Here is a 24,200-nt window from a genome sequence, read left to right on the forward strand (position 1 = left end):
CAGGAGAAGAACCGGCATGAACGCCTTTCACGATGTGCGGTTTCCCGTGGCTATTTCGTTTGGAGCCACGGGAGGACCGGAACGACGTAACGAAATCGTGGAACTGGTGTCTGGCCGCGAGAAGCGCAATGCGCGACAGGCGCTGGCTCGGCGGTATTACGATGTTGGCACGGGGTTGCGTTCGCTCGACGATGTGCATGAGGTCATCGCATTCTTCGAGGCACGGCGCGGTTCGCTTCACGGATACCGGTTTCGCGATCCTTTTGACATGAAGTCGTGCGCGCCGTCAGGAACGCCGGCCGCAAATGATCAGATTGTGGGCACAGGTGACGGCGTTACGGTCCGCTTCGGGCTTGTGAAGACATATGGTGAGGGCCCCGACGCGGTGAAGCGCCCGATCACCCACCCCGTCGCGGATACGGTGCTTGTCGCCGTCGACGGTGTACTTCAGCAAACCTCGCTCGACTATGCAATCGACAGTCTTACCGGAGAACTGGTGTTTCAGCCCCAGGCCGTGCCCGCTGAGGGCGCCATTGTAACGGCCGGGTTCGAATTCGACGTGCCGGTCCGTTTCGATATTGAAAGACTGTCCGTCAGCCTCAGCGCTTTCAAGGCAGGGCAAATTCCGACGATCCCGCTGGTGGAGATACTTGCATGACTTCAACAGGCGAAGCACTGAAAGCGCATATTCAGGGAGAGGTCACAAGCGTCTGCCATTGCTGGCGATTGAGCCGGTCCGACGGTGTCGTGCTTGGTTTTACGGATCATGACAGGCAATTGCACTGCGATGGCACAAGCTTCGATCCGCAGACGGGTTTTACCGCAAGCGAGGCCAGATCATCATTCGGGCTCTCGGTCGATACGGTCGACGTGGCTGGAGCGCTCTCTGCATCGGAAATCCGGGAAGAGGACATTCTCTCAGGCCTCTACGATGGCGCAAGGGTTGAGACACTGCTCGTGAACTGGCGGGACCCGTCGATGTTTCAAAGACTGCGTGCTGCGGTGATCGGCAAAGTGACGCGGCAGGACGGGAGCTTCGTCGCCGAACTGGAGAGCGAGGCATGGGCGCTCGATCAGCCGAGTGGGCGAACCGTGGGACGCGGATGCGATGCCGAACTGGGCGACCAGCGCTGCGGGGTGGACCTGAACGATGATCATTTTGCGGGCAGCGGCACTCTCCTCGACACCGAGGACGGAAACGCTCTTGTCGTCAATGGTCTCGATGCTTTTGAGGCTGGCTGGTTCGACAACGGCGTTCTCACCTGGACCGGTGGCGCGCAATCAGGCCGCAAGGAACGGATCACCGCCCATGTGAAGGCAGGGAGCGGGGTCCGGCTCTCACTCTGGCGCGAAGCGCCGCTGACTGGAGAAACGGGGGACCCTTTCACAGTTGTCGCGGGGTGTGACAAGCAGTTTGCCACCTGCAAGGCGAAGTTCGAAAACTTCTTGAACTTTCGCGGGTTCCCGCATTTGCCCGGCGATGATGCGGCCTACAATTATGTGCGCGACGAGGGTATCTTCGACGGCAAGGCTCTGGTGAGATGATATATCCGACGGAAGAGGCCCTGCGAGACGCCATTCTGGACGAAGCGTCGAGTTGGATCGGCACGCCCTATCGTCATCAGGCGAGCAGGAAGGGCGTGGGTTGCGACTGCCTTGGTCTGTTGCGTGGCGTGTGGCGTAGCGTCCTGGGCTGCGAGGCAGAGAACCCGGGTGTTTATAGCGCTGACTGGGCCGAGTGTTGCGGAGAAGACCGTCTCCTTGCCGCTGCCAGGCGACACTGCCTGGAACGGGTGCAGAATGACCCTCAACCGGGCGATATCGTGCTGTTTCGCTGGCGTTCACACCTGCCGGCCAAGCATATCGGCATCATGACGGCGGCGGACGCCTTTGTGCACGCCTATGAGGGGGCCGCAGTCGTGGTCTCACCGCTCGTACCGCAATGGCGCAGGCGCATTGCAGGCGTATTTGCCTTTCCAATGCCCGCATCCTCGATATCCGGAAAGTAGAAGTTCATGGCTACACTCGTCTTGCAGGCCGCCGGTGCTTTCATCGGTGGCGTTCTTGGCCCTGTTGGCGTGACCCTGGGGACCGCCGCTGGCGCTTTGGCCGGCTATATGGTGGATCGGGCTCTCTTTGGAGGGGCGCAGCACTATGAAGGGCCGCGCCTTTCCGCAGCGAGACCTTTTTCCGGGGAAGAAGGTTCCCCTTTGCCAAGACTGTACGGAACCGTTCGCACCGGCGGCACGCTAATCTGGGCAACGCGTTTCGAAGAATCCAGCACCACGGAGCGCCAGGGTGGCAAAGGTGGGCCAAAGATGACCACCTACTCGTATTTCGCGAATGCTGCCTTTGCGATCTGTGATGGGGAGATCGCCGGCGTCCGTCGCATCTGGGCCGACGGGCAGGAGGTGGATCAAAGCAAGGTCAATATCCGGGTTTATCGTGGCACCGAGGACCAGTCTCCCGATCCGCTGATCGAGGCAAAGCAGGGGGCGGGCAACGCGCCAGCCTATCGGGGGACCGCTTATGTCGTCATCGATCGTATGCCGATCGATGATTATGGACGACGCATTCCGCAGCTTCAGTTTGAAGTGCTCCGGCCGGTTGCCGCGTTGAATGAGAAGATTGGTTCTGTGGCCCTTATCCCCGGGTCCACGGAGTACGGGCTTTCACCGACAGCTGTCGAGGTCCGCAGCAGCCCGGGCAAGCACACCATCGTGAACCGTAACACCCGGGTCGCAGATAGCGATATCGAAGCTTCGCTCGACGAGTTGCAGGCACTGATGCCGAACCTCAAGAGCATTTCGCTTGTCGTTTCCTGGTTCGGGACGGATCTGCGGGCAGGACACTGCCAGATCAAGCCCATGGTTACCTTTCATGACAGCAGCACCTATCCGCTGGACTGGGAGGAAATCTGGACACTCATGGGCGTGCCGCCGCTATTCATAGAGCAACTTTCGGGCGGCGAGGGGAATGAAAAGTGGGAGGTTTCCAGCCTGGAGCGCAAGGATGCCCAGATCGTTTCGTACACCCAACATGGTGCCGCCTATGGGGGGACCCCTTCCGACCATACGGTGATCGCTGCGATCAGAGCGATCAGGGCGCGGGGGCTGAAGGTCTGGCTCTATCCGTTCATCATGATGGATGTGCCTGCGGGGAACACTCTTCCCAGTCCGGACGGGGAGGCGCATCAACCGGTTTACCCTTGGCGCGGTCGTGTCACATGTCACCCGGGGCCGGGGCGTCCGGGCACTGCAGACAAGACCGCAGCCGCAGACGCACAGATCACTGCCTTGCTCGGCAGTGCAGACACGACCGCATACACGCCCGGAGATGATTCGGTCGACTTCACCGGTGACCCGGACGACTGGGGCTATCGACGGTTTCTGCTCCACTACGCCCATCTGGCCGCCGTGGCTGGCGGTGTGGACGGCTTCCTGATCGGGTCAGAACTGCGTGGATTGACACGGCTGCGTGACCAGAACGGTCAGTTCCCCTTTGTCGAGGGACTAAGGGTTTTGGCCAATGAAGTACGCGGGCTTGTGGGAGCGCAAACCACGATTACGTATGGTGCCGACTGGAGCGAGTATTTTGGGCATCAGCCTGCCGATGGCAGCGGTGACGTCCTGTTTCACCTCGACCCCCTTTGGGCGGATGATGCCATTGATGCGGTGGGTATCGACAATTACATGCCGCTGTCCGACTGGCGCGACGAAGACCATGCGGGCGGCAACCCGGATGGCTTCTATGCGCCTTACGATCCCGCGAAGCTCAAGGAAAACATTGCCGCCGGCGAGGGCTTTGACTGGTATTATGCAAGCGAGGCAGACAGACGCGCCCGGCTCCGCACCCCAATTACCGACGGGGCATACGGGAAACCGTGGGTGTTCCGTTACAAAGACCTTGTTGCATGGTGGTCGAACCCTCATTTCGACAGACCTGGCGGGGTGGAACAGGCTTTGCCGACCGCCTGGGTACCTGCATCCAAGCCAATCATCTTTACCGAGCTTGGTTGTCCCGCAGTCGACAAGGGGCCCAACCAGCCGAATGTGTTTCCGGACTTGAAGTCCTCCGAAAACGCGCTGCCTTACTTCTCCAATGGCGGACGCTCCGACCTCGCCCAGCATCGTCTGCTTGGGGCGCATTTTGACTACTGGGCCGAAACGGGCCCGCACAACCCCGTCTCTCCCATTTATCAGGCACCCATGGTCGACCCGCAGATGTTCAGCCTGTGGGCCTGGGATGCGCGTCCCTTCCCGGCGTTTCCCATTCTTGGAGATGTCTGGGGGGACGGTGACAACTGGGCCACCGGGCATTGGCTCAATGGTCGCGCAAGCAGCGCGACGGCCGGGGACCTGATCAACGCCATACTGGACGATCATGGGCTGGAGAAAGCTGAAACGGAGAATGCCGACGGTTGGGTCGCCGGCTATATGGTCGTCAATCCGACCACCGCACGGGCCGCGATCGAACCGATACTCGATGTCTGCGGCATTGGTGCCCGTGAGCGCGAGGGAAAGCTCAACTTCCGATCGCTGGGATCAGCATTGAACGATACGCAGGAGATCACCGAACTGGCGATGCAGGACGACGGCGTGGTGGTCGAGCGGATGCGGGATCCCGACCATGGCTTGCCTGCCGAACTGCATTTGGATTTTCGCGACGAGATGCGCGACCACCAGGCCGCCACCAAGCGTGTGGTGCACATAGGCGCAAAGGGGCGGAGAACCCATTTCCTGAGTTTTCCAGGTGTGCTGACAGCATCTGAAGCTGAGATGCAGGCGAAAGAATGGCTCCTGCGCCAATGGGCTGCGCGGGAGGAAGCCCGCTTCGCATTGTCGCCTGCAGAACATCACGTGGAGCCCGGTACGATCCTGCGCCTTCCGGAGGTTTTGGGATCAGCCCGGTACCTCGTCACCGAAGTGGAAGATGGTTTGCTGCGCCGGGTAAAGGCAAGGCGTGTGCATGCAAATCCACCGCCGGCGACGGGCTCGGCGCCATCACTCCCGACCGACAATGTCGAGCAGGGGGAAAGCGCGGCCTTTGCTTTGATGCTGGACCTGCCTTGGCAACCGGACACGGAAGACGCACAAGACCAGTTTCGGCTCGCCGTTCATTCTACGCCCTGGAGCAGCCATGTTGCTTTTGCCTCACCCGAGGGAAGCGGCTTTGAAATGCGCAGCCGAATCGAAAAGCGCGCCACTATCGGATTTCTCAAAGAGGGGCTCGGAAGCGGTGTCTCGGGACGGCGTGACCGAAGCCGGGAAATTACCGTCGAACTCCTTTCCGGTGCTTTAGAGAGTGTTTCGCTGGCCCAGCTCGTGAATGGTGCAAACGCGGCCGCCGTTTTCAGTCAGGCGGGAGTTTGGGAGGTTTTGCAGTTCACCACCGCCGAAGAGACCGAGCCATCGGTCTGGCGGCTCGGCGGGCTTTTACGGGGACAACTGGGTACCGACGACGCCATGCAGGCGGGTGCACCGGCAGGATCAGGGTTTGTCCTGCTTGACCAGGCCGTGCAGGCGGCGGGGCTGCGCGCGGCGGAGGTCGGGCTTGAACGAAATTGGCGTATAGGGCCAGCCGGTGAGGCCTTTGGCAGCACGCGCTTCTTCCAGACACAGGGCACAGGTGGTTTGAGAGCGCTGACGCCTTTGTCTCCGGTCCACCTCAGGGCTCGGGAAACGTCCACGGGCGCGGTGCTTCTTTCCTGGATACGGCGCGGACGCACGGATGCCGATAGCTGGCTTGGAGACGATGTTCCCCTCGGCGAGGCAAGTGAGCGCTATCGCATCGACATTGCCGACGACAATGGAGCGGTGCTGCGCAGCGTCACGTCCACGAGCGCTGACTGGACCTACACACCCGAAATGAAGGCTGAGGATTTCGCGGTGACGCCAGCCGATATCCGCTTCTCGGTGCGCCAGCTAAGCGAGCGGGTTGGCCCGGGAGTACCGGCGACAATTACCCTGGCAGGTTGAGTGTTCAACGAGAGAGAGAGAGAGGAAAAGCGATGAGTGACAGCAAACCCTGGTACCTGTCCCGCACGATCTGGGCATCCATGGTAACAATCGCGGCCACGGCTGCAAGCATGCTCGGTTATCCATTGGGCGATATCGACAGTTCCGCCGTGTCTGATGAACTTCTGCGGGCGGTCACAGCAGTCTCCGGACTGATCGCCATTTTCGGCCGGGTTCAGGCCCGCAGCCTTATCCGATAACAATCGGGAGTAGCGGTGAAACCGGGGGGATACACCGCTGCCCTGTCTGTATCCGGTAAGTGGCCATACGGGGCTGGGTAGGGGTAAAATGACATGCTGTTCATTTCCTATTCAGCCTCGATAGGTTACATCGGAGACATGTTCTGGCATCGCGCACATAAACTCGGCTTCCTCGTTGCACTGGCTCTCTTGCCGGCGACGGCCTGGCCCACGGCATCTCCAGCCCAGTCGGGTGTGGATTGTTACTCCGTAGGTTCGCGGGTCGCCTCACAAAATGGCGGTACGCTGGTTCAGGCAACACCCGAGAACCGCGGAGGACAGACGGTCTGCAGGGTTGTGGTCGTGATCCCCGGGGGGAATGGGGAACGCCCGAAGCGCGCGGAATTTGTGGTACCCGCAAATTGACGTCGCACGGCGGCGGCGACAAAAGCAAATTTTGAAACAAACGATGTTGAGGGGTTCATGCGCATTCTCGTTGTCGAAGACGACAAGGACCTGAACCGGCAGATATGCGAAGCGCTGACTGACGCCGGCTACGTTGTGGACAAGGCGTTTGACGGCGAAGAGGGGCACTTTCTCGGCGACACGGAGCCCTATGACGCGGTGGTCCTCGATATCGGTCTGCCGCAGATGGACGGCATCAGTGTGCTGGAACGCTGGCGCCAGGATGATCGCAAGATGCCCGTTCTGATACTCACCGCCCGCGATCGCTGGAGCGACAAGGTGGCCGGCATTGACGCCGGGGCCGACGACTACGTGACGAAACCGTTTCATATCGAGGAGGTGCTCGCGCGTCTGCGCGCGCTCATCAGGCGTGCAGCAGGTCATGCTTCAACGGAGTTGCGTTGCGGACCGGTGCGCCTCGACACCAGGGCCTCGAAGGCGGACGTCGATGGGGTGCCGCTGAAACTGACCTCCCACGAATACCGACTGCTCGCCTATCTGATGCATCACCGGGATACGGTTGTTTCAAGGACGGAGCTCGTCGAACATCTTTATGATCAGGATTTTGACAGGGATTCCAACACAATCGAGGTTTTTGTCGGCCGCCTGCGCAAGAAGCTCGGGGATGTGGATCTGATCGAAACGGTACGCGGTATGGGGTATCGATTGCGCGAACCGGAGGTTGGCTAGGCCCTCCGGCGATGGCGGATCAGCAGAAGCAGTCCTGGCTTATGCGGATTGTGACACGCTCGCTCGCGGTCCGTGTCATCGCTTTCTCTTCCTTTTGGGCGGTCATCGCACTTGTGGTTATCGCAACCATCATCTCAGCCTTGTTTCGGCAGGTTTCCGAGCGCGGTTTCGATAGCGTTCTGTCTGCTTATCTCAACAATGTCATCGGCTCGGTAGGCGCCGCTGAAGACGGTACATTGCAGGGCAGGCCCAATCTCGACGATCTGCGTTTTCTGCAGCCCCAATCTGGCTGGTACTGGGCGGTGGAGCCGCTAACCAACGACCTGGGAAACGCAATACGCTCGCCCTCCATGGTCATGGCCATCCCTTCGCCGAGCATCAATGATGTACCGTTTAACGCCGGATTTCAGCGCAGCTATATGGCCATGGGACCAGGCGGCGAGACCATAGAGGTGGTAGAGGCGGAACTGGTTGTGGGCGAACAGGGGCAGGTAGCTCGCTTTCGGGTCATGGGGAACCGAAGCGAGTTGGAGGATGAGGTCAGCCAGTTCGTTCGCAGGCTCTACGGTTATCTCGCAATATTCGGCCTCGGCATGATTGCCATCAATGTTTTTGCCATTCTTTACGGCTTGCGCCCCCTCAACCGTGTTCAGCGGGCTTTGTCGGATATTCGGGCAGGCTCTGCGCAGCGATTGGAGGGCCCGTTCCCGACTGAAATTGAATCGCTTGCGGATGAGACGAATGCGCTCATTGACAACAATCGACGTATCGTTGAGCGCTCACGCAAGCAGGTTGGCAATCTTGCCCATTCCCTGAAAACGCCTCTCGCTGTTCTCATGAACGAGGGGCATGCGGTCGGCGGCGAGCGGGGAAAGCTCATCACCGCCCAAGCCACCGCGCTGCAACAACAGCTTGATCATTATCTGCAGCGAGCCCGAGCGGCTGCCCAGCGCGACAGTCTTGCATTTCGTACATCGGTCAAGGCATCGCTCGAGCGCATGGCGCGGGTCATGGGCAAGCTGAACCCCACGATCGACCTTGAAGTGCAGTTTCCCGATGATCCCCTGATCTTTGCCGGGGAGCGGGAAGACCTGGAGGAAATCAACGGCAACCTGATGGAAAACGCTATGAAATGGGCAAGAACGCGCGTTCGCCTCACCGCTAGAGACGGGGAGCTGGAAGGCGACGGCCGCGGAATTCTTGTTGTCATTGAAGATGACGGACCGGGTATTCCCGAAGAGAAAGCCCGGGACGCATTGAAGCGGGGCCGACGGCTCGATGAAACCAAACCGGGAACCGGGCTCGGGCTTGCGATTGTCGCGGATCTGGTGGAAGAGTATGGTGGTTCTCTCGCTTTGGAACGATCTTCGCTTGGTGGGCTCAAAGTCGTTGTTGCCCTGCCACGAGCGGAAGCCCAGAGTGCCAGTTGAGCAGAGTTGCCCAATTTGGGCCAAACCGTCGCTTTAAATGCATTGCAAACGACAAGTGTCTCAGGGGACCATTGGTATCAATGAAACTCTCAGCAGTTCTTGCAGTAGCGCTTTCCGCGATCTTGTCCGGCTGCCTGAGCAGCGGCATGTCGAGCGCGCAACTAGAGCCCAATCAGTTTGCGGCATCCCAGGCGGCAACCGACAGTTCCGCCATACTGGGCATGGAAGGTGGCGGCCTCGTTGGGGGGGAATTTGGCGCGGCATTGTCACGTCGGCAGAAACGCATCGCTATAGAGGCGGAGTACAAGGCACTTGAAAGCACACCGGCGGGACAGGACGTATCGTGGCAGGACAGCGGTTCAGGCAGGACCGGGACCGTGCGCGCGGCGCAGCCTTACCGCGTTGGTTCGCAGGACTGCCGGCAATATACGCACACCATCCAGATCAACGGGACGCCGCGCGAAGCGCGCGGAACTGCGTGCCGCAATGAGGATGGAAGCTGGATGCTGCTGGGATAAGATCTTCCGAGATAAACTCGGGGTTTGGGAAGGCGGGTCGGCCAGTTTGCCAAATGGCCGCAGGTGCGCCGAGTTGGCAGCACGTCCCCCGGCAGCTATTTAGGATCCATGTTGTTCTGGATCCTCGCAGCTCTTCTGACCTTTGTCGCCGCTTTCGCAGTGTTGCGACCCTTTGCCATGCGGCAAGCCCCCACCGAAGATGCACGCGCTTATGATATCGAAGTCTATCGCGACCAGCTTGAGGAAGTCGACCGTGACGCGAAGCGGGGATTGATCGGCCAGCAGGAGGCCGAACAGGCCCGCGCAGAGATCGGCCGCCGCATATTGCAGGTCTCTGAGACTGCTGATGGTCGCAATGAGAAGAGGGCCAACCGGCGCGTCACCCGGCTGACGGCTGCGGCTTCGGTTCTTGCAGTTCCATTGGTTAGCTGGGGGCTTTATGTGCTCACCGGGTCACCTGACATGCCTGCGCAACCTCTGCATGCGCGAACAGCCGCCGAGCCCGCCGATGCGTCGATCGACGAATTGGTCGCACGTGCAGAGACGCACTTGGCGACCAATCCTGACGATGCGCGTGGCTGGCAGGTGCTGGCGCCGGTTTACATGCGCCTGGGGCGTTTCGCAGATGCGCAGACTGCACTGCAGAACATCATGCGGCTTTCAGGCGAAACATCGGACATGAAAGCGGCTCTGGGAGAGGCGATGGTCGGTGCTGCGCGGGGCATGGTGACAGCCGAGGCCGAGGAGGTTTTCGAGCAAGCGCTTGATCTTGACCCAAGGGAGCCGAAGGCGCGCTTCTTCCTCGGGCTGTCGCGCGCTCAGGAAGGCGCAGCCGAGGAGGCGCAGACGATCTGGCGCGGGATGCTGGAAAATCTTCCGGAGGCCTCGCCGTGGCGTGAGGCGGCGCAGCAGGCTATTGCGCAATCCGGAGGCGCGGGCGCTGCTGATCGCGGGCCAACTGAAGACCAGGTGGCTGCTGCCACGGACCTTTCCGAGACCGATCGTCAGGCGATGATTGAAGGCATGGTGAAAGGGCTGGACGAGAAATTGCGTCAAAATCCTGCCGATCTGGAAGGCTGGCGGCGTCTCATCCGTTCATACATTGTGCTGCAGCGTCCCGACGCTGCGAAGGAAGCGCTTGTGCGGGCCGTGGCGGCATTCGGCGCCGAAACTCCCGAAACCGGCGAGCTGAAGGAGTTCGCGGCCAATCTTGGCGTGACGATCGAATAGGTTAGATGTGACACGGAAACAAAAACGACTGGCGCTAATCGCAGGCGCCATCGGCTTTCTCGGAGCTGCCACGGGGCTTACACTCTATGCTCTGGGCGAGCAGACCTCCTATTTTTACATGCCCGGCGATCTGGCTGAGAATCCGGTTGCTGCCGGCCAGCGCATCCGTCTTGGCGGTCTCGTGGAAAAGGGATCGATTGAGCGCTTTGATGATACCCATGTGCGCTTTGCGGTGACCGATGGGAGCGATACGGTGACGGTGCGCTACAATGGCATCCTGCCCGACCTTTTTCGCGAGGAGCAGGGTGTGGTCACCGAGGGTGTATTCGACGGCAGCCAGATCTTTGTTGCCGATACCGTGCTAGCCAAGCATGACGAGAATTACATGCCGCGCGAAGTGGCCGACAGTCTCAAGGAAAAGGGTGTCTGGCAGGAAAACTGACGCAGTTGTAACGCGTCAGGACCAGCCGGAACGGATCGATTGGAGTGGATGACACAATGAGCATTGAATTCGGTCATTTTGCCCTTGTCCTCGCCTTCGCGCTGGCGCTTGTTCAAATGACGGTACCCATCATTGGGGCGCAGTTCAAAAACGACACGCTGATGCGCGTGGGTGAGCCGGCGGCCCTGACCAACTTCATGCTGGTGGCGCTGTCCTTCATGGCGCTGACCTCTGCCTATATCCAGTCAGATTTTTCCGTATTGAACGTCTGGGAGAATTCGCATTCGGCCAAGCCGCTTCTCTACAAGATCACCGGTACATGGGGGAACCATGAGGGGTCGATGCTCCTGTGGGTTCTGATCCTTGTTTTTTTCGGTGCACTGGTGGCGGTTTTCGGGCGTAACCTTCCTCTGTCGCTGCGTGCCAATGTGCTCGGGGTACAGGGCGCGATCAGCTGTGCCTTCATGATATTCATTCTGGCGACGTCCAACCCGTTTGCCCGTCTCGACCCGGCGCCGATGGAAGGGCGTGATCTCAACCCCATCCTGCAGGACATCGGCCTCGCCGTTCATCCACCTCTGCTTTATCTCGGCTATGTCGGTTTTTCCGTCGCGTTTTCCTTTGCCATCGCTGCTCTGATCGAAGGCCGGCTTGATGCGGCCTGGGCTCGTTGGGTGCGGCCGTGGACGCTGGCGGCCTGGATGTTTTTGACCGGAGGCATCGCGATGGGTTCCTACTGGGCCTATTACGAGCTCGGCTGGGGAGGCTTCTGGTTTTGGGATCCGGTCGAAAACGCCTCCCTGCTGCCGTGGCTCGGAGGTACGGCGCTGCTTCACTCCGCTCTGGTGATGGAGAAGCGGTCGGCGCTGAAAATCTGGACGGTCCTGCTCGCGATCCTGACATTCTCACTGTCGCTTCTGGGAACGTTTTTGGTCCGTTCGGGGGTACTGACCTCCGTCCATGCCTTTGCCACGGATCCGGCACGCGGCGTTTTCATTCTCGGGATTCTCGTGCTGTTCATTGGCGGATCGTTGGCGCTTTTTGCCTGGAGAGCGGCGACGCTGACGCCGGGCGGCCTCTTTCAGCCGATCTCGCGGGAAGGGGCCCTGGTCCTCAACAATCTGGTTCTGACGACGGCGACGGCAACGGTGTTGATCGGCACGCTTTACCCGCTTCTGGTCGAGGCCGTGACCGGCGACAAGATTTCCGTCGGAGCGCCGTTTTTCAATCTCACCTTTGGTCCCCTTATCCTTCCTCTTCTGGTGATCGTGCCCTTTGGCCCGCTTCTTGCCTGGAAGCGTGGCGACATATGGGCCGTGTCTCAACGGCTCTTCTGGGCCTTTGGTGCTGCGCTCGTGGTTGCGCTTCTTGCTTTCGTTATGGTTGATGGGGCTTCGGTTCTGGCAGCGCTGGGTATCGGACTGGGGGTCTGGCTGGTGCTGGGTGCGTTGACCGATCTCGTCGTCAAATCCGGTTTTGGCAAGGCTGCGCCGTCCGTGGTTTTCAGCCGTTTCAAAGGTCTGCCGCGCTCGGTGTTTGGAACAGCGCTCGCACATGCCGGTATAGGGCTGACCACAATAGGCATCATTTCCGTGACAACCTTGGAAACCGAACGCATCGCAGCGATGCAGCCAGGTGAAACCGTCGAAATTGAGGGATACAATCTACGGTTCGACAGCCTGCGACCCTTCACCGGGCCGAATTTCACGGAAGACCAGGCAACCTTCGTCCTGTCCCGGGTGACCGGAAAATCTCTGGGCGAGGTGGTGTCCTCCAAACGCCTTTACACAGCCCGCCAAATGCCGACCACTGAGGCTGGCATCAGAACGCTGGGCCTGAGCCAGCTTTATGTTTCCCTTGGCGATCAGACCCCCAACGGCAAGATCGTCGTGCGCATCTGGTGGAAGCCCATGGTCACGCTGATCTGGCTCGGCTCCCTCGTGATGATGGTGGGCGGGACCGTGTCGCTTCTCGATCGCCGATTGCGGGTCGGCGCGCCGATGCCGCGCAGAAAGCCGGCGGTGCAGGGTGGAGTGGCATGAGGAGATTGATCATTGGCGTGCTCGTCGCTGCCTCGGGGGTCTTGCACCTGGCACTGCAGCCTGCCGCGGCGGTCCAGCCTGACGAGATTCTCGATGACCCGGTGCTTGAGGCTCGGGCGCGTGAGCTCTCTACCGAATTGCGGTGCATGGTTTGCCAAAACCAGTCAATTGACGATTCGGATGCAGAGCTTGCTCGGGATCTGCGGGTTCTCGTACGCGATCGCCTGAAGGCAGGCGACAGCAACGAGGAGGTGATCGCCTATGTGGTGGATCGCTATGGGGAGTTCGTTCTCCTGAAACCACGGTTCAGCTATCGCAACGCGCTGCTTTGGGGCACCCCGGTGATATTGCTGGTGGTGGGGGGCGTCCTGATTGTCACCAGTGCGCGGCGCAGAATGACCGGCGGCGCTGTTTCGAGCCTGAGCGCGGAGGAGAAGAAGCGCCTTGACCAAATCTTGAACGAAGGTGAATGAGTTTCCTGCTCACAAACCTGTACGGGGGAACCGGATCCACTTAGCCTGAAACCGGGCTGCCAGACGGCAGGATCGGGATACATGCGAAAGGGACCCCATGACGGCGATAACCCAGAAGCTCACGTTCAAAGGCCACTCTGGCGCGGATCTTGCCGCCCGGCTCGATTTGCCCAACGGACCGATCAGAGCCTATGCGCTTTTCGCGCACTGTTTTACCTGCTCGAAGGATCTGCTCGCGGCGCGGCGCATTGCCGCCGAACTGGCGCGTGCTGGGATCGCCGTACTGCGCTTTGACTTCACTGGTCTGGGGTCCAGCGACGGAGAGTTCGCATCGACCAACTTCTCCACCAATCTCGAAGATCTGGTCAGCGCGGCAGCCTTCCTTGAAGCGCATTATGAAGCACCGTCCGTGCTGATCGGCCATTCGCTTGGTGGAGCGGCTGTCCTTGCCATTGCCGGAAAACTGGCCTCGGTGAAGGCGGTTGCGACCATTGGCGCGCCTTCCGATACGGCGCACGTGCTGAAGAATCTGGGCACTTCGCTGGAAGATATCCAGCAGGACGGCGAAGCGGAAGTCTCACTGGGCGGCCGGGCGTTCCGCGTAAAGAAGCAGTTTGTCGAGGATGTGCGGTCACACAGAGTTCTCGATGCCGTTGCCGGGATGCATAAACCGCTTCTCATCCTCCATGCTCCGCTTGACGAGATTGTCGGGATTGACAATGCGACGCAGATTTTTCTCGCGGCGAAACACCCCAAAAGCTATATCTCACTGGATCAGGGTGACCACCTGCTGACAAACCCTGAGGATGCCGCCTTTGCCGCGAGTGCGATGTGCGGCTGGCTTTCGCGCTATCTGCCGGGCGACGAACCGCAGGGCGAAGTGCCGATCGAGCATGTGCGCGTCATGGAGACGGGGCAGGGTACTTTCCAGAATGCCGTACAGGCCGGCAGACATCGCCTCTTCGCCGATGAACCGGTGAGTTTTGGCGGACTGGATACGGGGCCTTCGCCTTATGATTTTCTTTCCATAGCCCTTGGCGCCTGCACCACGATGACGTTGCGCCTCTACGCCGAGCGCAAGAAGCTGGACCTTGGACGCATCAGTGTCGACGTCTCCCATAAGAAGATTCACGCCAGGGATTGCGAGGATTGTTCCGACGCGGCGAAGGCACAGGGACGCATTGATAGATTCGAGCGCGTAATCGATGTGGAGAAGGCTGTATCGCCCGAAAATCGCGACAAACTGATCGAAATTGCCGGCAAATGCCCGGTCCACAGAACGCTCGAGAGCCTCGTTCACGTTCACACCGCCGTGCGCGGGGACACGTGAGAAGAAATCGGCCCAAACATTACGAAAATTTCATCGGCTGGAAATGGCGTTGTAATGTGTGGATCGCTATGTCTTCACCCAACACGCCTTTGCGCGCCAACTCAATACGCGTTTGCGCGCTGAAGTGAAATTTTTCCAAGAGGACAGGTTGCTATGCATCACGACGCGGAAAACAAGGCATCGGAGAAAGGCATTATCGGTGGCAGGCGGGGGCGCCTGATGGCGACCATCGCGTCTGTCGCAATCGCCGGAGCGATAGGGCTGGGTGCCGTCACGAGCGGCACGGCACCGGTCATGGCGGAAGCGGTTCGACTTGATCAGCCAGTTCAGGCTCCAAGCTTCGCAGATATCGTGGAAAAGGTATCGCCCGCTGTCGTCAGCGTACGGGTGAAGGCCGATGTGGAGATGACTTCGAACCGTGGCGGTCCGGGTTTGTTCGAAATGCCGGGCTTTGAAGAGCTGCCGGACGGGCACCCGCTAAAGCGCTTTTTCCGGGAGTTCCGCGGTGATCGCGGATTTGAGCAGGATCGCCGCTCCGAGCGTCGCCGCCCCCGTCCTGTCTCGCAGGGATCCGGTTTCTTCATTTCCGAGGACGGTTATCTGGTTACGAACAATCATGTCGTCGATGGTGGCAGCAACTTTACCGTCGTCATGGATGACGGCACGGAGATCGACGCCAAGCTCGTCGGAACCGACCCGCGCACCGACCTTGCCGTTCTGAAAGTCGAAGAGGAACGCAAGTTCACCTATGTCGATTTTGCCGATGACGAGAAGGTCCGGGTAGGTGACTGGGTGGTTGCCGTCGGCAATCCCTTTGGCCTTGGCGGCACCGTAACGGCTGGTATTGTTTCTGCGCGTGGCCGCGATATCGGCGCCGGCCCCTATGACGATTTCATCCAGATTGACGCGGCGGTAAACCGTGGTAACTCCGGTGGCCCGGCCTTCAATCTCAGTGGTGAAGTCGTTGGCATCAACACGGCAATCTTTTCGCCATCGGGCGGCAATGTCGGCATTGCGTTCGCCATTCCGGCCTCTGTGGCAAAACAGGTCGTTGGCGATCTGATCGAGGACGGTACGGTTGAGCGTGGTTGGCTCGGTGTCCAGATCCAGCCGGTCTCCAGGGATATCGCCGAATCTGTCGGTCTTGACGAAGAAAAAGGCGCGCTGGTCGCCGATGCGCAGGAAGGCGAGCCAGCAGCCAGGGCCGGAATCCGCTCCGGCGACATCATCATCGCCGTGGACGACAAGCCGGTCTCTTCGCCAAAAGAACTGGCGCGTCTGATCGCCGGTTTTGCGCCGGGCAATGAGGTCGATGTGACGCTTTGGCGTGACGGCGAGACCGAGACCGTCAAGGTCACGCTTGCCGAGATGCCGGGCGTCGAGACGGTGGCATCAGCGCGCGGTGGCTCTCAGTCGGGCACGATGGATGCACAATTCGGTCTGAAGGTCACGCCGGCAGAGGATGGCGATGGTCTGGTCGTTACGGATGTGGAACCCGACAGCCCGGCGGATGACCGCGGTATCCGCCCCGGCGATATCATTCGCACCGTCAATTCCCAGACAGTCAAAACGGGCAAGGATGTCGAAAACGCCGTTGCTGCTGCAGTGAAAGCCGGTCGCAAGGCCGTTCTTGTGCAGATCGAGCGCGACGATGCGAGCCGCTTTGTCGCCCTTCCAACCAGCGAAGGCTGATCATCTGTAAAATCCGGCTCCCCTCGCGGCTTCTCCGGGGGAGCCGGGCTTTGTCCCGGTCTTTCGGGAAGACGTTTTAGCGCTGAACGGGTTATAACGACCGTATGAAGATTCTTGTCATAGAGGATGATCGGGAAGCGGCGGACTATCTTAAGAACGCTTTTGCCGAAGCAGGTCACACCGCAGACATTGCCCGCGATGGCGATAGCGGTTTCACCATGGCCGAAACAGGCAGCTATGATGTCTTCGTCGTTGATCGCATGCTGCCGCGCCGTGACGGTCTTTCCATCATCGCCGAGCTGCGGGAGGGCGGCAACGATACGCCCGCGCTCATCCTTTCAGCACTTGGAGAGGTCGATGACCGCGTGACCGGCCTGCGCGCGGGTGGCGATGACTATCTGACCAAGCCCTACGCCTTCTCCGAGTTGCTCGCACGCATCGAAGTGTTGCGCCGGCGGGCGGGGACCAAGGATGTCGAAACCGTTTACAATGTCGGCGACCTCGAGCTTGATCGACTGTCACACACGGTACGCCGCGCCGGCCAGGAAATCATCCTTCAGCCGCGCGAATTCCGTCTTCTAGAATACATGATGCGCCATGCCGGACAGGTGGTAACCCGGACCATGCTTCTGGAGAATGTCTGGGATTATCATTTTGACCCGCAGACCAATGTGATCGACGTTCATATCTCTCGCCTGCGCGGCAAGATAGAGAAAGGCTTCGACAAGCCACTGCTGCACACGGTGCGAGGCGCCGGCTACATGCTGAAGGACTGATGGCGCGGCTTCTGTCTATTCTCAACACGACCGCAGCGCGCCTCTCCGCGCTGTATCTCATTCTCTTCGCCGTCTGCGCCACGTTTCTGGTCATCTACATGACCTCGCTTTCGGCCCGTATGCTTGTCACCCAGACACGCGAAGCGATCAATGAGGAGGTGCGCGGTCTCGATCGCGCCTACCGTCGGGGCGGGTTGCCGTTCCTCGTTCGGGTCATCGAATCGCGCGCGCGGCAGCCCGGCGCGAATCTCTATCTCCTCGCCGACGCGAATGGGCGGATTCTCTCCGGCAACGTGGAAAGCCTGCAGCCTGGCGTTCTTGACGTGATGGGGTGGACGGAGAGGCCTTTCACCTACAGCCGCTTTGGGGAGGGAGAAGCCCGCCTCGAACCACGCGCAAACAGCGGTGAGCACAGGGCGATGGCGGTCGTCTTCCGTCTGCCCAACCAGATCATCGTCATGGTCGGGCGCGATCTGGGCGAACCTGAAAAGTTCCGCAGCGTGATGCAGCGCGCCCTTGTGGTCACGCTTGCCATCATGTGCGCGGGTGCGCTGCTGATCTGGTATTTCGTCGGTCGGCGTGCGCTGAAGCGCATTGACCGCGTGTCCGAGGCGAGCCGTAGCATTATGGGTGGTGATCTGAGCCGGCGGCTGCCTGTTTCGGGAGCTGGTGACGAGTTTGATCGTCTTTCCGACAATCTGAACAAGATGCTGGATCGTATCGCTGCATTGAACGAAGGGCTGCGCGAGGTCTCCGACAACATCGCCCATGATCTCAAGACGCCATTGACGCGTCTGCGCAACAGAGCGGAAGCCGCGCTTGCTGGGAAGCCAGAAACGGCGGATTATCGTGCCGCGCTGGAGCGGACCATTGCCGAATCCGACCAGCTTATCCGCACCTTCAACGCCATTTTGATGATTTCACGGCTGGAGGCAGGGTATTCAGCAGAAGCCACCTCGACCATTGATCTGCGAGCTATTCTCGCAGACGTGGTCGAGCTCTACGAAGCCCTTGCCGAGGAACAGGGCGTGGCGCTTGAAGCCGAGGTCAACGAAGCCGTGACCCTGCAGGGCAATCGTGAACTCGTCGGGCAGGCCTTGTCGAACATCGTCGATAATGCGATCAAGTATTCAGCGGGGTTTGGCGAGAATCCGGCTGTGCGGGTTTCCCTGCAAAGCGGACCTTCCGAGATTCGACTGACGGTGCGGGACAATGGTCCAGGTGTTCCCGACGCGGACCGTCGCCGCGTGACCGAACGCTTCGTACGCCTTGAGGAAAGCCGCACCCAGCCGGGTTCCGGCCTCGGTCTCAGCCTTGCCAAGGCTGTCATGACATTCCATGGTGGGCGTCTCGAACTGGCCGATAACGAGCCCGGTCTCGTCGTGACAATGGTCTTTCCAGCCGAAGCGTCGAAACGGAAAGTTGAAACGGTCTTCAGGAAGCGTGAAGCCTCCGACTGACGTGGCCGGGCGAGCGGACTTGCTTGACCGAAGAGGGGGCCTTGATGGGGCGTGGTGCGATTTCTGATGGAAGTCTCTGGTTTGGATCGCCGGTTCTTGTCCTGAAGCCGGTGAACGACGATGAGGCCGCCGAATCGCTTGAGATGGTCCGCGAAGCGGCTGAGGCTGCTCAATGTGCCCGGCTGTACGACCTGATGGGAAACAGCACTGGTTTAACGGGATTTCTCGCGGCGGTGTTCGAGCTTTCGCCATTCCTGCGTGACTGTGCGCGTCGCAATCCGCACGCTCTGGAAGCCCTGTTCGACGCGACGGCCGACGAACGGCTCAGAATGCTGTTCGAGCGCATCGATGCGAGTGCCTTTGCCGAGGAACAGACCGAAAGCGGTCAGATGAAGGCGCTGCGCGACCTGAAAGCGGAGGCGCATTTTCTCATTGCACTCTGCAGGCTTGCCGATGTTTCGGACACGGCCAAAACGACGGAGCGGCTCAGCGCTTTAGCAGATAAATGCATTCGGGCCGCCGTCAATTTTTTGCTTCTCGATGCGGATCGGGCAGGGAAACTGAAACTCCCGGACCGCACAAGACCCGCTGAGGGCAGCGGTTGGATCCTGCTTGGTATGGGCAAGCTCGGTGCCAATGAACTCAATTTCTCCTCCGATATCGACCTGATCGTACTGGTCGATCCGCAAGCGCCGGCCATCATCGAAGCCTATGAGGCTGTCGATCTCTTTGTTCGCTTGACACGCAGACTGGTGCGGATCCTTCAGGACCGGACAGAACATGGCTATGTGTTTCGCACCGACCTGCGGTTGCGCCCCGATCCGGGCTCCACGCCGCTTGCGATACCGGTAGAGGCGGCGCTTCACTACTACGAAAGCCGCGGCCAGAACTGGGAACGGGCGGCGATGATCAAGGCACGGCCCATTGCCGGTGATCTTTTGGCGGGCGAAAACTTTCTGAAGGAACTGCAGCCCTATGTGTGGCGCAAATATCTGGATTATGCGGCCATCGCCGACGTCCATTCGATCAAACGCCAGATCCACGCGCACAAGGGACACGGCGAAGTTGCCGTTCGTGGTCACAACGTGAAGCTCGGGCGCGGCGGCATCCGTGAAATCGAGTTTTTCGTCCAGACCCAGCAATTGATTGCCGGTGGACGCTTTCCGGAATTGCGTGGCCGGCGGACGGTCTCCATGCTGGAAGAGCTCGCCCGCTGCGGGTGGATAGACGAGGAGGCGAGGGAAGCGCTGACGCGTCAATACTGGTTCCTGCGTGATGTCGAACATGCGCTGCAGATGGTAGCGGATGAGCAGACGCACACGCTTCCTGAAGAAGACGAGGAACTGGAGCGCATCGCGCACCTGCTCGCTTTCGACAACGCAGAAGCGTTTTCGGCAGTTTTTCGCGAAAGCCTTCGCCTCGTGGAGCAGCACTATGCGGACCTTTTCGAGACGGCACCTCAGCTTTCGCGCGGCGTCGGCAATCTGGTCTTCACCGGCGATGTGGACGACCCGGGCACTCTGGAAACCCTGAGCGAACTCGGCTTCGAACGGCCGAGCGACATGTGCCGTGTGATCCGCGGTTGGCATTATGGCCGCTATCGGGCAACGCAGTCGGCAGAAGCACGCGAGCGCTTGACGGAGCTGACACCGGCGCTTCTGGAAGCCTTCGGAAGCACGCGGCGGGCCGATGAGGCACTCTTGCGCTTCGACACGTTTCTGGCAGGGCTTCCCGCCGGCATCCAACTTTTCTCACTGCTTCAGTCCAACCCGGCCTTGCTTAATATGCTGGTCAGCATCATGGGTGCTGCGCCGCGCCTGGCAGCGATCATCACGAAACGTCCGCACGTGTTCGACGGCCTTCTGGATCCGGCACTTTTGTCCGAGCTTCCCGATCGGGCCTATCTGTCCGAACGGCTTCTAACATTTCTGGCTGGCGCCCAGATCTACGAGGAGATCCTCGACCGGTTGCGCATCTTTGCAGCCGAACAGAAGTTTCTGATCGGCATCCGGCTCCTGACGGGAACCATAGACTCCGCGCGTGCCGGCAAGGCGTTTTCAGATCTGGCCGATCTCACGGTTGAGGCGGCTCTCGAAGCCGTGGTGGAAAACTTCGCCGAGCGCCATGGCCGGATAGCCGGCGGGCGTGTGGCCATTCTGGGGATGGGCAAGCTCGGCAGTCGCGAATTGACGGCAGGGTCCGACATAGACCTGATCCTGCTCTATGATCACGAGCAGGATGCGGACTATTCGGATGGGCAAAAGCCGCTGGCACCCTCGGAATATTATGCGCGGCTGACCCAGAGATTGATTGCCGCGGTATCTGCTCCGACTGCGGAAGGGGTGCTCTATGAGCTCGACCTGCGGCTCCGCCCATCGGGCAACAAGGGGCCGGTCGCCACCCACATAGACGCTTTTGCACGCTATCAGCGTAACGATGCCTGGACCTGGGAGCACATGGCGCTCACGCGCGCACGGGCCTTCGCCGGCGACAAGGCGCTGATCGGGCGTGTCGAAAATGAGGTGCACGACATCCTCGCCCTGCCGCGCGACACACAGAAGATCCGCAAAGAAGCAGCCGAGATGCGCAGGCTACTGGAAGAGGAGAAGCCTGCCCGTGATGTATGGGACCTCAAACTGGTCCCGGGCGGTCTCATCGATCTGGAGTTCATCGCCCAGGTGGCCGTGTTGACCAGAAACACATCGGCCGAACGCGAAACAAGTGCCACCGGCGATGTGCTGAACTCCCTCTCAGAGGCGTTTTGCGCGCCTCAGGCGCGGCAGGAACTCGTTGATGCGCACCATCTCTATATGACGCTCACGCAGACCACTCGGCTTTGCCTCGAAGGCGGTTTTGTTCCAGAGGAAGCGCCGCCGGGCTTCGCCGACCTGCTATTGCAGCAGACCGATCTGCCGGAACTGGGCATCCTGGAAGCGCATGTCGAAGAGACGGCGGGCAGGGTGCGTCGACTGTTTGGAGAACTGGTCGGCTCGGTCGGTTAACCTCAGGCGGCAACGGCCGGTTTCTTGCGTTCCCCGGCGGGCAGGCGGACGGATACGATGGTGCCGACGCCCTCCGTCGAGCGGATCTTCAGCACGCCGCCATGCAACTCTGCCAGCGAGCGGGAAATGGCAAGGCCAAGTCCCGAGCCCGTGTGGTTTTTGGAAAACTGGTTTTGAACCTGTTCGAAGGGACGCCCGAGCTTCTTCAGTGCGTCCCGTGGAATGCCGCAGCCTGAATCTTCAATGGTGAGCGTCACCGCAGGCCCGACCTTGCGTGCACGCAGTGAGATATGTCCCCCTTCGCCGGTGAACTTGACGGCGTTTGACAGCAGATTGATGACGATCTGTTTGATCGCACGCCGATCGGCGAAAACCTGCATCCTTTCGGGAATATCCATTTTCATGGCGATTGATTTTTCTGCCGCCTGCAACTCCACCACCCGCACCGTTTCGCGGATCAGCGGGCACAGGTCGATTTCCTCACAATCGACGGAGAACTGGCCGGCTTCGATCTTCGACATGTCGAGAATGTCGTTGATGACACCGAGCAGGTAGGACCCGCTCGAACAGATGTCGCGCACATATTCCTCGTAGCGCTCGGAACCCAGTGGCCCGAACATGCCCGACTCCATCACTTCCGAGAAACCGATAATCGCATTGAGCGGCGTTCGCAGCTCGTGCGACATGTTGGCCAGGAATTCGGATTTCGCGCGGTTTGCCGCCTCGGCGCGTTCGGTCTCGCGCATGTATTTGCGGTTGAGCTCACTGAGTTCGCGCGTGCGTTCCTGCTCGGCACGGCGCGCCAGGCTGAGATCGTGAATGGTGGCCATCAGCCGACGCTCGCTATCCACCAGCTTGCCCTGATGCTGCTTGAGCTGGGTGATGTCGGTTCCGACCGAAACCGTGCCACCATCTCGTGTCTTCAGCTCCGTCACCTGCAGCCAGCGTCCGTCCGCGAGCTGTCGCTCATAGGTCGCGCCATTGCCATTCCCGGACGGTACTGCCAGTCGGCGTTCGGAGCGGAATGCAGGCGCCAGGGCTTCGATATCGCGACGCCGCGCTCCGGTAACGATCAGGCTCTCGTCGACGCCCAGATCCTGCTTGTACTTGGTGTTGCACATGACAAGCCGCTCGGCGTAGTCCCACAGCACGAAGGATTCACCGATGCTTTCGATCGCGGTGCGCAGCCGCTGATCGGCAGCTTCCGTTTGCTGCACGAGTGTACGCTGCTCGGTAACATCCACGGCGATGCCGATCAGGTGCAGTTCCGGTGCATCGGGATCCACGACCTGCGCCCGCGCACGCACCCATACCCATTGCCCGTCGGCGCGCTTCATCCGGAAGACGCGGTCCACGTGATCAATCTCACGCGCCATGATGCGGTTGGCCAGTTCGAAGAGATCGCCATCGTCAGGATGGATGATCGCCGCCACCTCGCCGAATGAGAGCATTTCGTCGGTGGTTTCATAACCGAGCATTTCAAACATGGAGCGCGACCAGAACATCTTGCCGCGGACCATATCCCAGTCCCACAGGCCGCATTTGCCGCGCACCATGGCCATATCGATGCGCTGATGGGCCTCCATATAGATGCGGTCGGCCGCCTGCGCGCGGGCTGCCTGGCTGAAGTATGCATAGAGGATGACCATCAGGATGCCCGCCGTCAGGGCAAACAGCGATACATTCATCGAGACGGAGCGGCGCCAGTCGGCAAAGAGGCTATCGCGGGAGGTGAGGGCGACCGCAGCGCCATCCTGGCCTGCGACATGGACAAGCGAGGCGAGCCACTGTTCTCCCCCGATTTCAACATTCATCACTCCGGCGCGCGCGCCGAACAGGAAGAGCGGCTGCCCGCCCGTCAAAACGTCTTCCAGCGAGCGGCCGACCAGCTTTTGTCCGTTGGGCGAACTCGCCAGAACTTCAAACTGTTCGTCGGTAATGGCAAGCACACGCTCATCCTCAGAACCGGCACGCCGCATTGCCTCTTCGATAAGCATGCGTGCCCTGTGCTCGGGCGCCATCTCGCTGGTGTCGATTGCTGCGTTTGCGGCCAGGGAGTCCGCGGCCAGCGCCAGCATGGTCCGGGCATCGCGCTCGATATCGTCGCGCCAGGTGAAGAGAGAAAGAAGCCGGGCTGCCGCCAGAACCAAAAGAAAGATGATGATCAGAACGGGAATGGAACGGCGCAGATACGGCTCAATCGCCAAAAGACGTTCATAGGCCGGAGCTGCAATAATCTTGGCGTTGCCTGCCAGTCCCATGCGCCTAACGCGTCGGGTTCGCGGCCCGGCTGCCATGCCCGCAATCAGGGGCAAAGCCCATCCCCCTGCCTTCGCCATCCGACGGGCTCCCTCGTTCCTCGTTAAGTTCGGTGATTCGGCTCCGCCTGCTGCCGAATCACCTATAAGGAATCAAAGGTGATTCGCCTTGTCCAGAGGCCTTGGTAAAAAAGAT

Annotated in this window: 18 protein-coding genes; 17 read left to right on the plus strand and 1 reads right to left on the minus strand. The window is 60.1% G+C overall.

Translation table 11 applies throughout. The features are described 5' to 3' along the window. Positions 1 to 16: 16 nt before the first annotated feature. The 17 genes from HF949_RS08925 (at position 17) to HF949_RS09005 (ending at position 21,746) form a co-directional block, all read left to right on the plus strand. Complete coding sequence (locus tag HF949_RS08925; RefSeq protein ID WP_292893275.1) at positions 17 to 658, plus strand: DUF2460 domain-containing protein; 642 nt, start codon at positions 17 to 19, stop codon at positions 656 to 658. Next, positions 655 to 1,545 (plus strand): DUF2163 domain-containing protein, encoded by an 891-nt coding sequence (locus tag HF949_RS08930; RefSeq protein WP_292893278.1) that lies wholly within the window; start codon positions 655 to 657, stop codon positions 1,543 to 1,545. Before HF949_RS08925 ends, HF949_RS08930 begins: the two co-directional genes overlap by 4 nt. Continuing rightward, on the plus strand, positions 1,542 to 2,009 hold the full coding sequence (locus HF949_RS08935) for an NlpC/P60 family protein (protein ID WP_292893280.1): 468 nt from the start codon (positions 1,542 to 1,544) through the stop codon (positions 2,007 to 2,009). Before HF949_RS08930 ends, HF949_RS08935 begins: the two co-directional genes overlap by 4 nt. 6 nt (positions 2,010 to 2,015) lie before the next feature. Beyond that, positions 2,016 to 5,978 carry a baseplate multidomain protein megatron gene (locus HF949_RS08940; protein WP_292893283.1) on the plus strand — a complete coding sequence of 1,321 codons (3,963 nt, stop codon included), beginning with the start codon at positions 2,016 to 2,018 and terminating at the stop codon, positions 5,976 to 5,978. A 32-nt stretch (positions 5,979 to 6,010) separates the two neighbouring features. Further along, positions 6,011 to 6,217 carry a hypothetical protein gene (locus tag HF949_RS08945; protein ID WP_292893286.1) on the plus strand — a complete coding sequence of 69 codons (207 nt, stop codon included), beginning with the start codon at positions 6,011 to 6,013 and terminating at the stop codon, positions 6,215 to 6,217. 462 nt (positions 6,218 to 6,679) lie between these two features. After that, complete coding sequence (locus HF949_RS08950; RefSeq protein ID WP_292893288.1) at positions 6,680 to 7,351, plus strand: response regulator transcription factor; 672 nt, start codon at positions 6,680 to 6,682, stop codon at positions 7,349 to 7,351. Between the two features lie 11 nt (positions 7,352 to 7,362). Further along, on the plus strand, positions 7,363 to 8,781 hold the full coding sequence (locus HF949_RS08955; protein ID WP_292893290.1) for an ATP-binding protein: 1,419 nt from the start codon (positions 7,363 to 7,365) through the stop codon (positions 8,779 to 8,781). Positions 8,782 to 8,861: 80 nt separating this feature from the next. Then, on the plus strand, positions 8,862 to 9,299 hold the full coding sequence (locus HF949_RS08960) for an RT0821/Lpp0805 family surface protein (RefSeq protein ID WP_292893292.1): 438 nt from the start codon (positions 8,862 to 8,864) through the stop codon (positions 9,297 to 9,299). A 108-nt stretch (positions 9,300 to 9,407) separates the two neighbouring features. Further along, the gene (ccmI, locus tag HF949_RS08965) at positions 9,408 to 10,529 is read left to right on the plus strand and encodes a c-type cytochrome biogenesis protein CcmI (RefSeq protein WP_292893295.1); all 1,122 of its coding nucleotides are present in this window, start codon (positions 9,408 to 9,410) and stop codon (positions 10,527 to 10,529) included. 7 nt (positions 10,530 to 10,536) lie between these two features. Continuing rightward, positions 10,537 to 10,971, plus strand: coding sequence for a cytochrome c maturation protein CcmE (ccmE, locus tag HF949_RS08970; protein ID WP_292893298.1), 435 nt, complete (start codon positions 10,537 to 10,539; stop codon positions 10,969 to 10,971). 56 nt (positions 10,972 to 11,027) lie between these two features. Beyond that, a complete protein-coding gene (locus HF949_RS08975; RefSeq protein WP_292893300.1) occupies positions 11,028 to 13,013 on the plus strand; it encodes a heme lyase CcmF/NrfE family subunit in 1,986 nt (661 codons plus the stop codon). Continuing rightward, positions 13,010 to 13,486, plus strand: coding sequence for a cytochrome c-type biogenesis protein (locus HF949_RS08980; RefSeq protein ID WP_292893303.1), 477 nt, complete (start codon positions 13,010 to 13,012; stop codon positions 13,484 to 13,486). Before HF949_RS08975 ends, HF949_RS08980 begins: the two co-directional genes overlap by 4 nt. Positions 13,487 to 13,583: 97 nt before the next feature. After that, positions 13,584 to 14,816 (plus strand): bifunctional alpha/beta hydrolase/OsmC family protein, encoded by a 1,233-nt coding sequence (locus HF949_RS08985; protein ID WP_292893306.1) that lies wholly within the window; start codon positions 13,584 to 13,586, stop codon positions 14,814 to 14,816. Between the two features lie 153 nt (positions 14,817 to 14,969). Then, the gene (locus tag HF949_RS08990; protein WP_292893309.1) at positions 14,970 to 16,508 is read left to right on the plus strand and encodes a DegQ family serine endoprotease; all 1,539 of its coding nucleotides are present in this window, start codon (positions 14,970 to 14,972) and stop codon (positions 16,506 to 16,508) included. A 104-nt stretch (positions 16,509 to 16,612) separates the two neighbouring features. Then, entirely contained in the window at positions 16,613 to 17,284 is a 672-nt protein-coding gene (locus tag HF949_RS08995) for a response regulator transcription factor (RefSeq protein WP_292893311.1), read from the plus strand. After that, entirely contained in the window at positions 17,284 to 18,744 is a 1,461-nt protein-coding gene (locus HF949_RS09000; RefSeq protein ID WP_292893313.1) for a sensor histidine kinase, read from the plus strand. The genes HF949_RS08995 and HF949_RS09000 overlap by 1 nt, the downstream gene beginning before the upstream one ends. 44 nt (positions 18,745 to 18,788) lie before the next feature. Then, on the plus strand, positions 18,789 to 21,746 hold the full coding sequence (locus tag HF949_RS09005; protein WP_292893315.1) for a bifunctional [glutamine synthetase] adenylyltransferase/[glutamine synthetase]-adenylyl-L-tyrosine phosphorylase: 2,958 nt from the start codon (positions 18,789 to 18,791) through the stop codon (positions 21,744 to 21,746). Between the two features lie 2 nt (positions 21,747 to 21,748). On the opposite strand, the gene HF949_RS09010 is transcribed toward HF949_RS09005, so the two are convergent. Beyond that, positions 21,749 to 24,085 carry a PAS domain-containing sensor histidine kinase gene (locus HF949_RS09010; RefSeq protein WP_441338355.1) on the minus strand — a complete coding sequence of 779 codons (2,337 nt, stop codon included), beginning with the start codon at positions 24,083 to 24,085 and terminating at the stop codon, positions 21,749 to 21,751. Positions 24,086 to 24,200 lie beyond the last annotated feature (115 nt).

The organism is Nitratireductor sp. (assembly GCF_017794765.1).
In the GTDB taxonomy this organism is placed as follows: Bacteria; Pseudomonadota; Alphaproteobacteria; order Rhizobiales; family Rhizobiaceae; genus Nitratireductor.

Coding starts and splice junctions, on each gene's coding strand:
- HF949_RS08980 (WP_292893303.1), top strand. CDS start 13,010: ATGAGGAGATTGATCATTGGCGTGCTCGTCGCTGCCTCGGGGGTCTTG.
- HF949_RS08955 (WP_292893290.1), top strand. CDS start 7,363: ATGGCGGATCAGCAGAAGCAGTCCTGGCTTATGCGGATTGTGACACGC.
- HF949_RS08930 (WP_292893278.1), top strand. CDS start 655: ATGACTTCAACAGGCGAAGCACTGAAAGCGCATATTCAGGGAGAGGTC.
- HF949_RS08925 (WP_292893275.1), top strand. CDS start 17: ATGAACGCCTTTCACGATGTGCGGTTTCCCGTGGCTATTTCGTTTGGA.
- HF949_RS09010 (WP_441338355.1), bottom strand. CDS start 24,085: ATGGCGAAGGCAGGGGGATGGGCTTTGCCCCTGATTGCGGGCATGGCA.
- HF949_RS08940 (WP_292893283.1), top strand. CDS start 2,016: ATGGCTACACTCGTCTTGCAGGCCGCCGGTGCTTTCATCGGTGGCGTT.
- HF949_RS09000 (WP_292893313.1), top strand. CDS start 17,284: ATGGCGCGGCTTCTGTCTATTCTCAACACGACCGCAGCGCGCCTCTCC.
- HF949_RS08990 (WP_292893309.1), top strand. CDS start 14,970: ATGCATCACGACGCGGAAAACAAGGCATCGGAGAAAGGCATTATCGGT.
- HF949_RS08975 (WP_292893300.1), top strand. CDS start 11,028: ATGAGCATTGAATTCGGTCATTTTGCCCTTGTCCTCGCCTTCGCGCTG.
- HF949_RS08935 (WP_292893280.1), top strand. CDS start 1,542: ATGATATATCCGACGGAAGAGGCCCTGCGAGACGCCATTCTGGACGAA.
- HF949_RS08945 (WP_292893286.1), top strand. CDS start 6,011: ATGAGTGACAGCAAACCCTGGTACCTGTCCCGCACGATCTGGGCATCC.
- HF949_RS08950 (WP_292893288.1), top strand. CDS start 6,680: ATGCGCATTCTCGTTGTCGAAGACGACAAGGACCTGAACCGGCAGATA.
- ccmI (WP_292893295.1), top strand. CDS start 9,408: ATGTTGTTCTGGATCCTCGCAGCTCTTCTGACCTTTGTCGCCGCTTTC.
- HF949_RS08960 (WP_292893292.1), top strand. CDS start 8,862: ATGAAACTCTCAGCAGTTCTTGCAGTAGCGCTTTCCGCGATCTTGTCC.
- HF949_RS08995 (WP_292893311.1), top strand. CDS start 16,613: ATGAAGATTCTTGTCATAGAGGATGATCGGGAAGCGGCGGACTATCTT.
- HF949_RS08985 (WP_292893306.1), top strand. CDS start 13,584: ATGACGGCGATAACCCAGAAGCTCACGTTCAAAGGCCACTCTGGCGCG.
- HF949_RS09005 (WP_292893315.1), top strand. CDS start 18,789: ATGGGGCGTGGTGCGATTTCTGATGGAAGTCTCTGGTTTGGATCGCCG.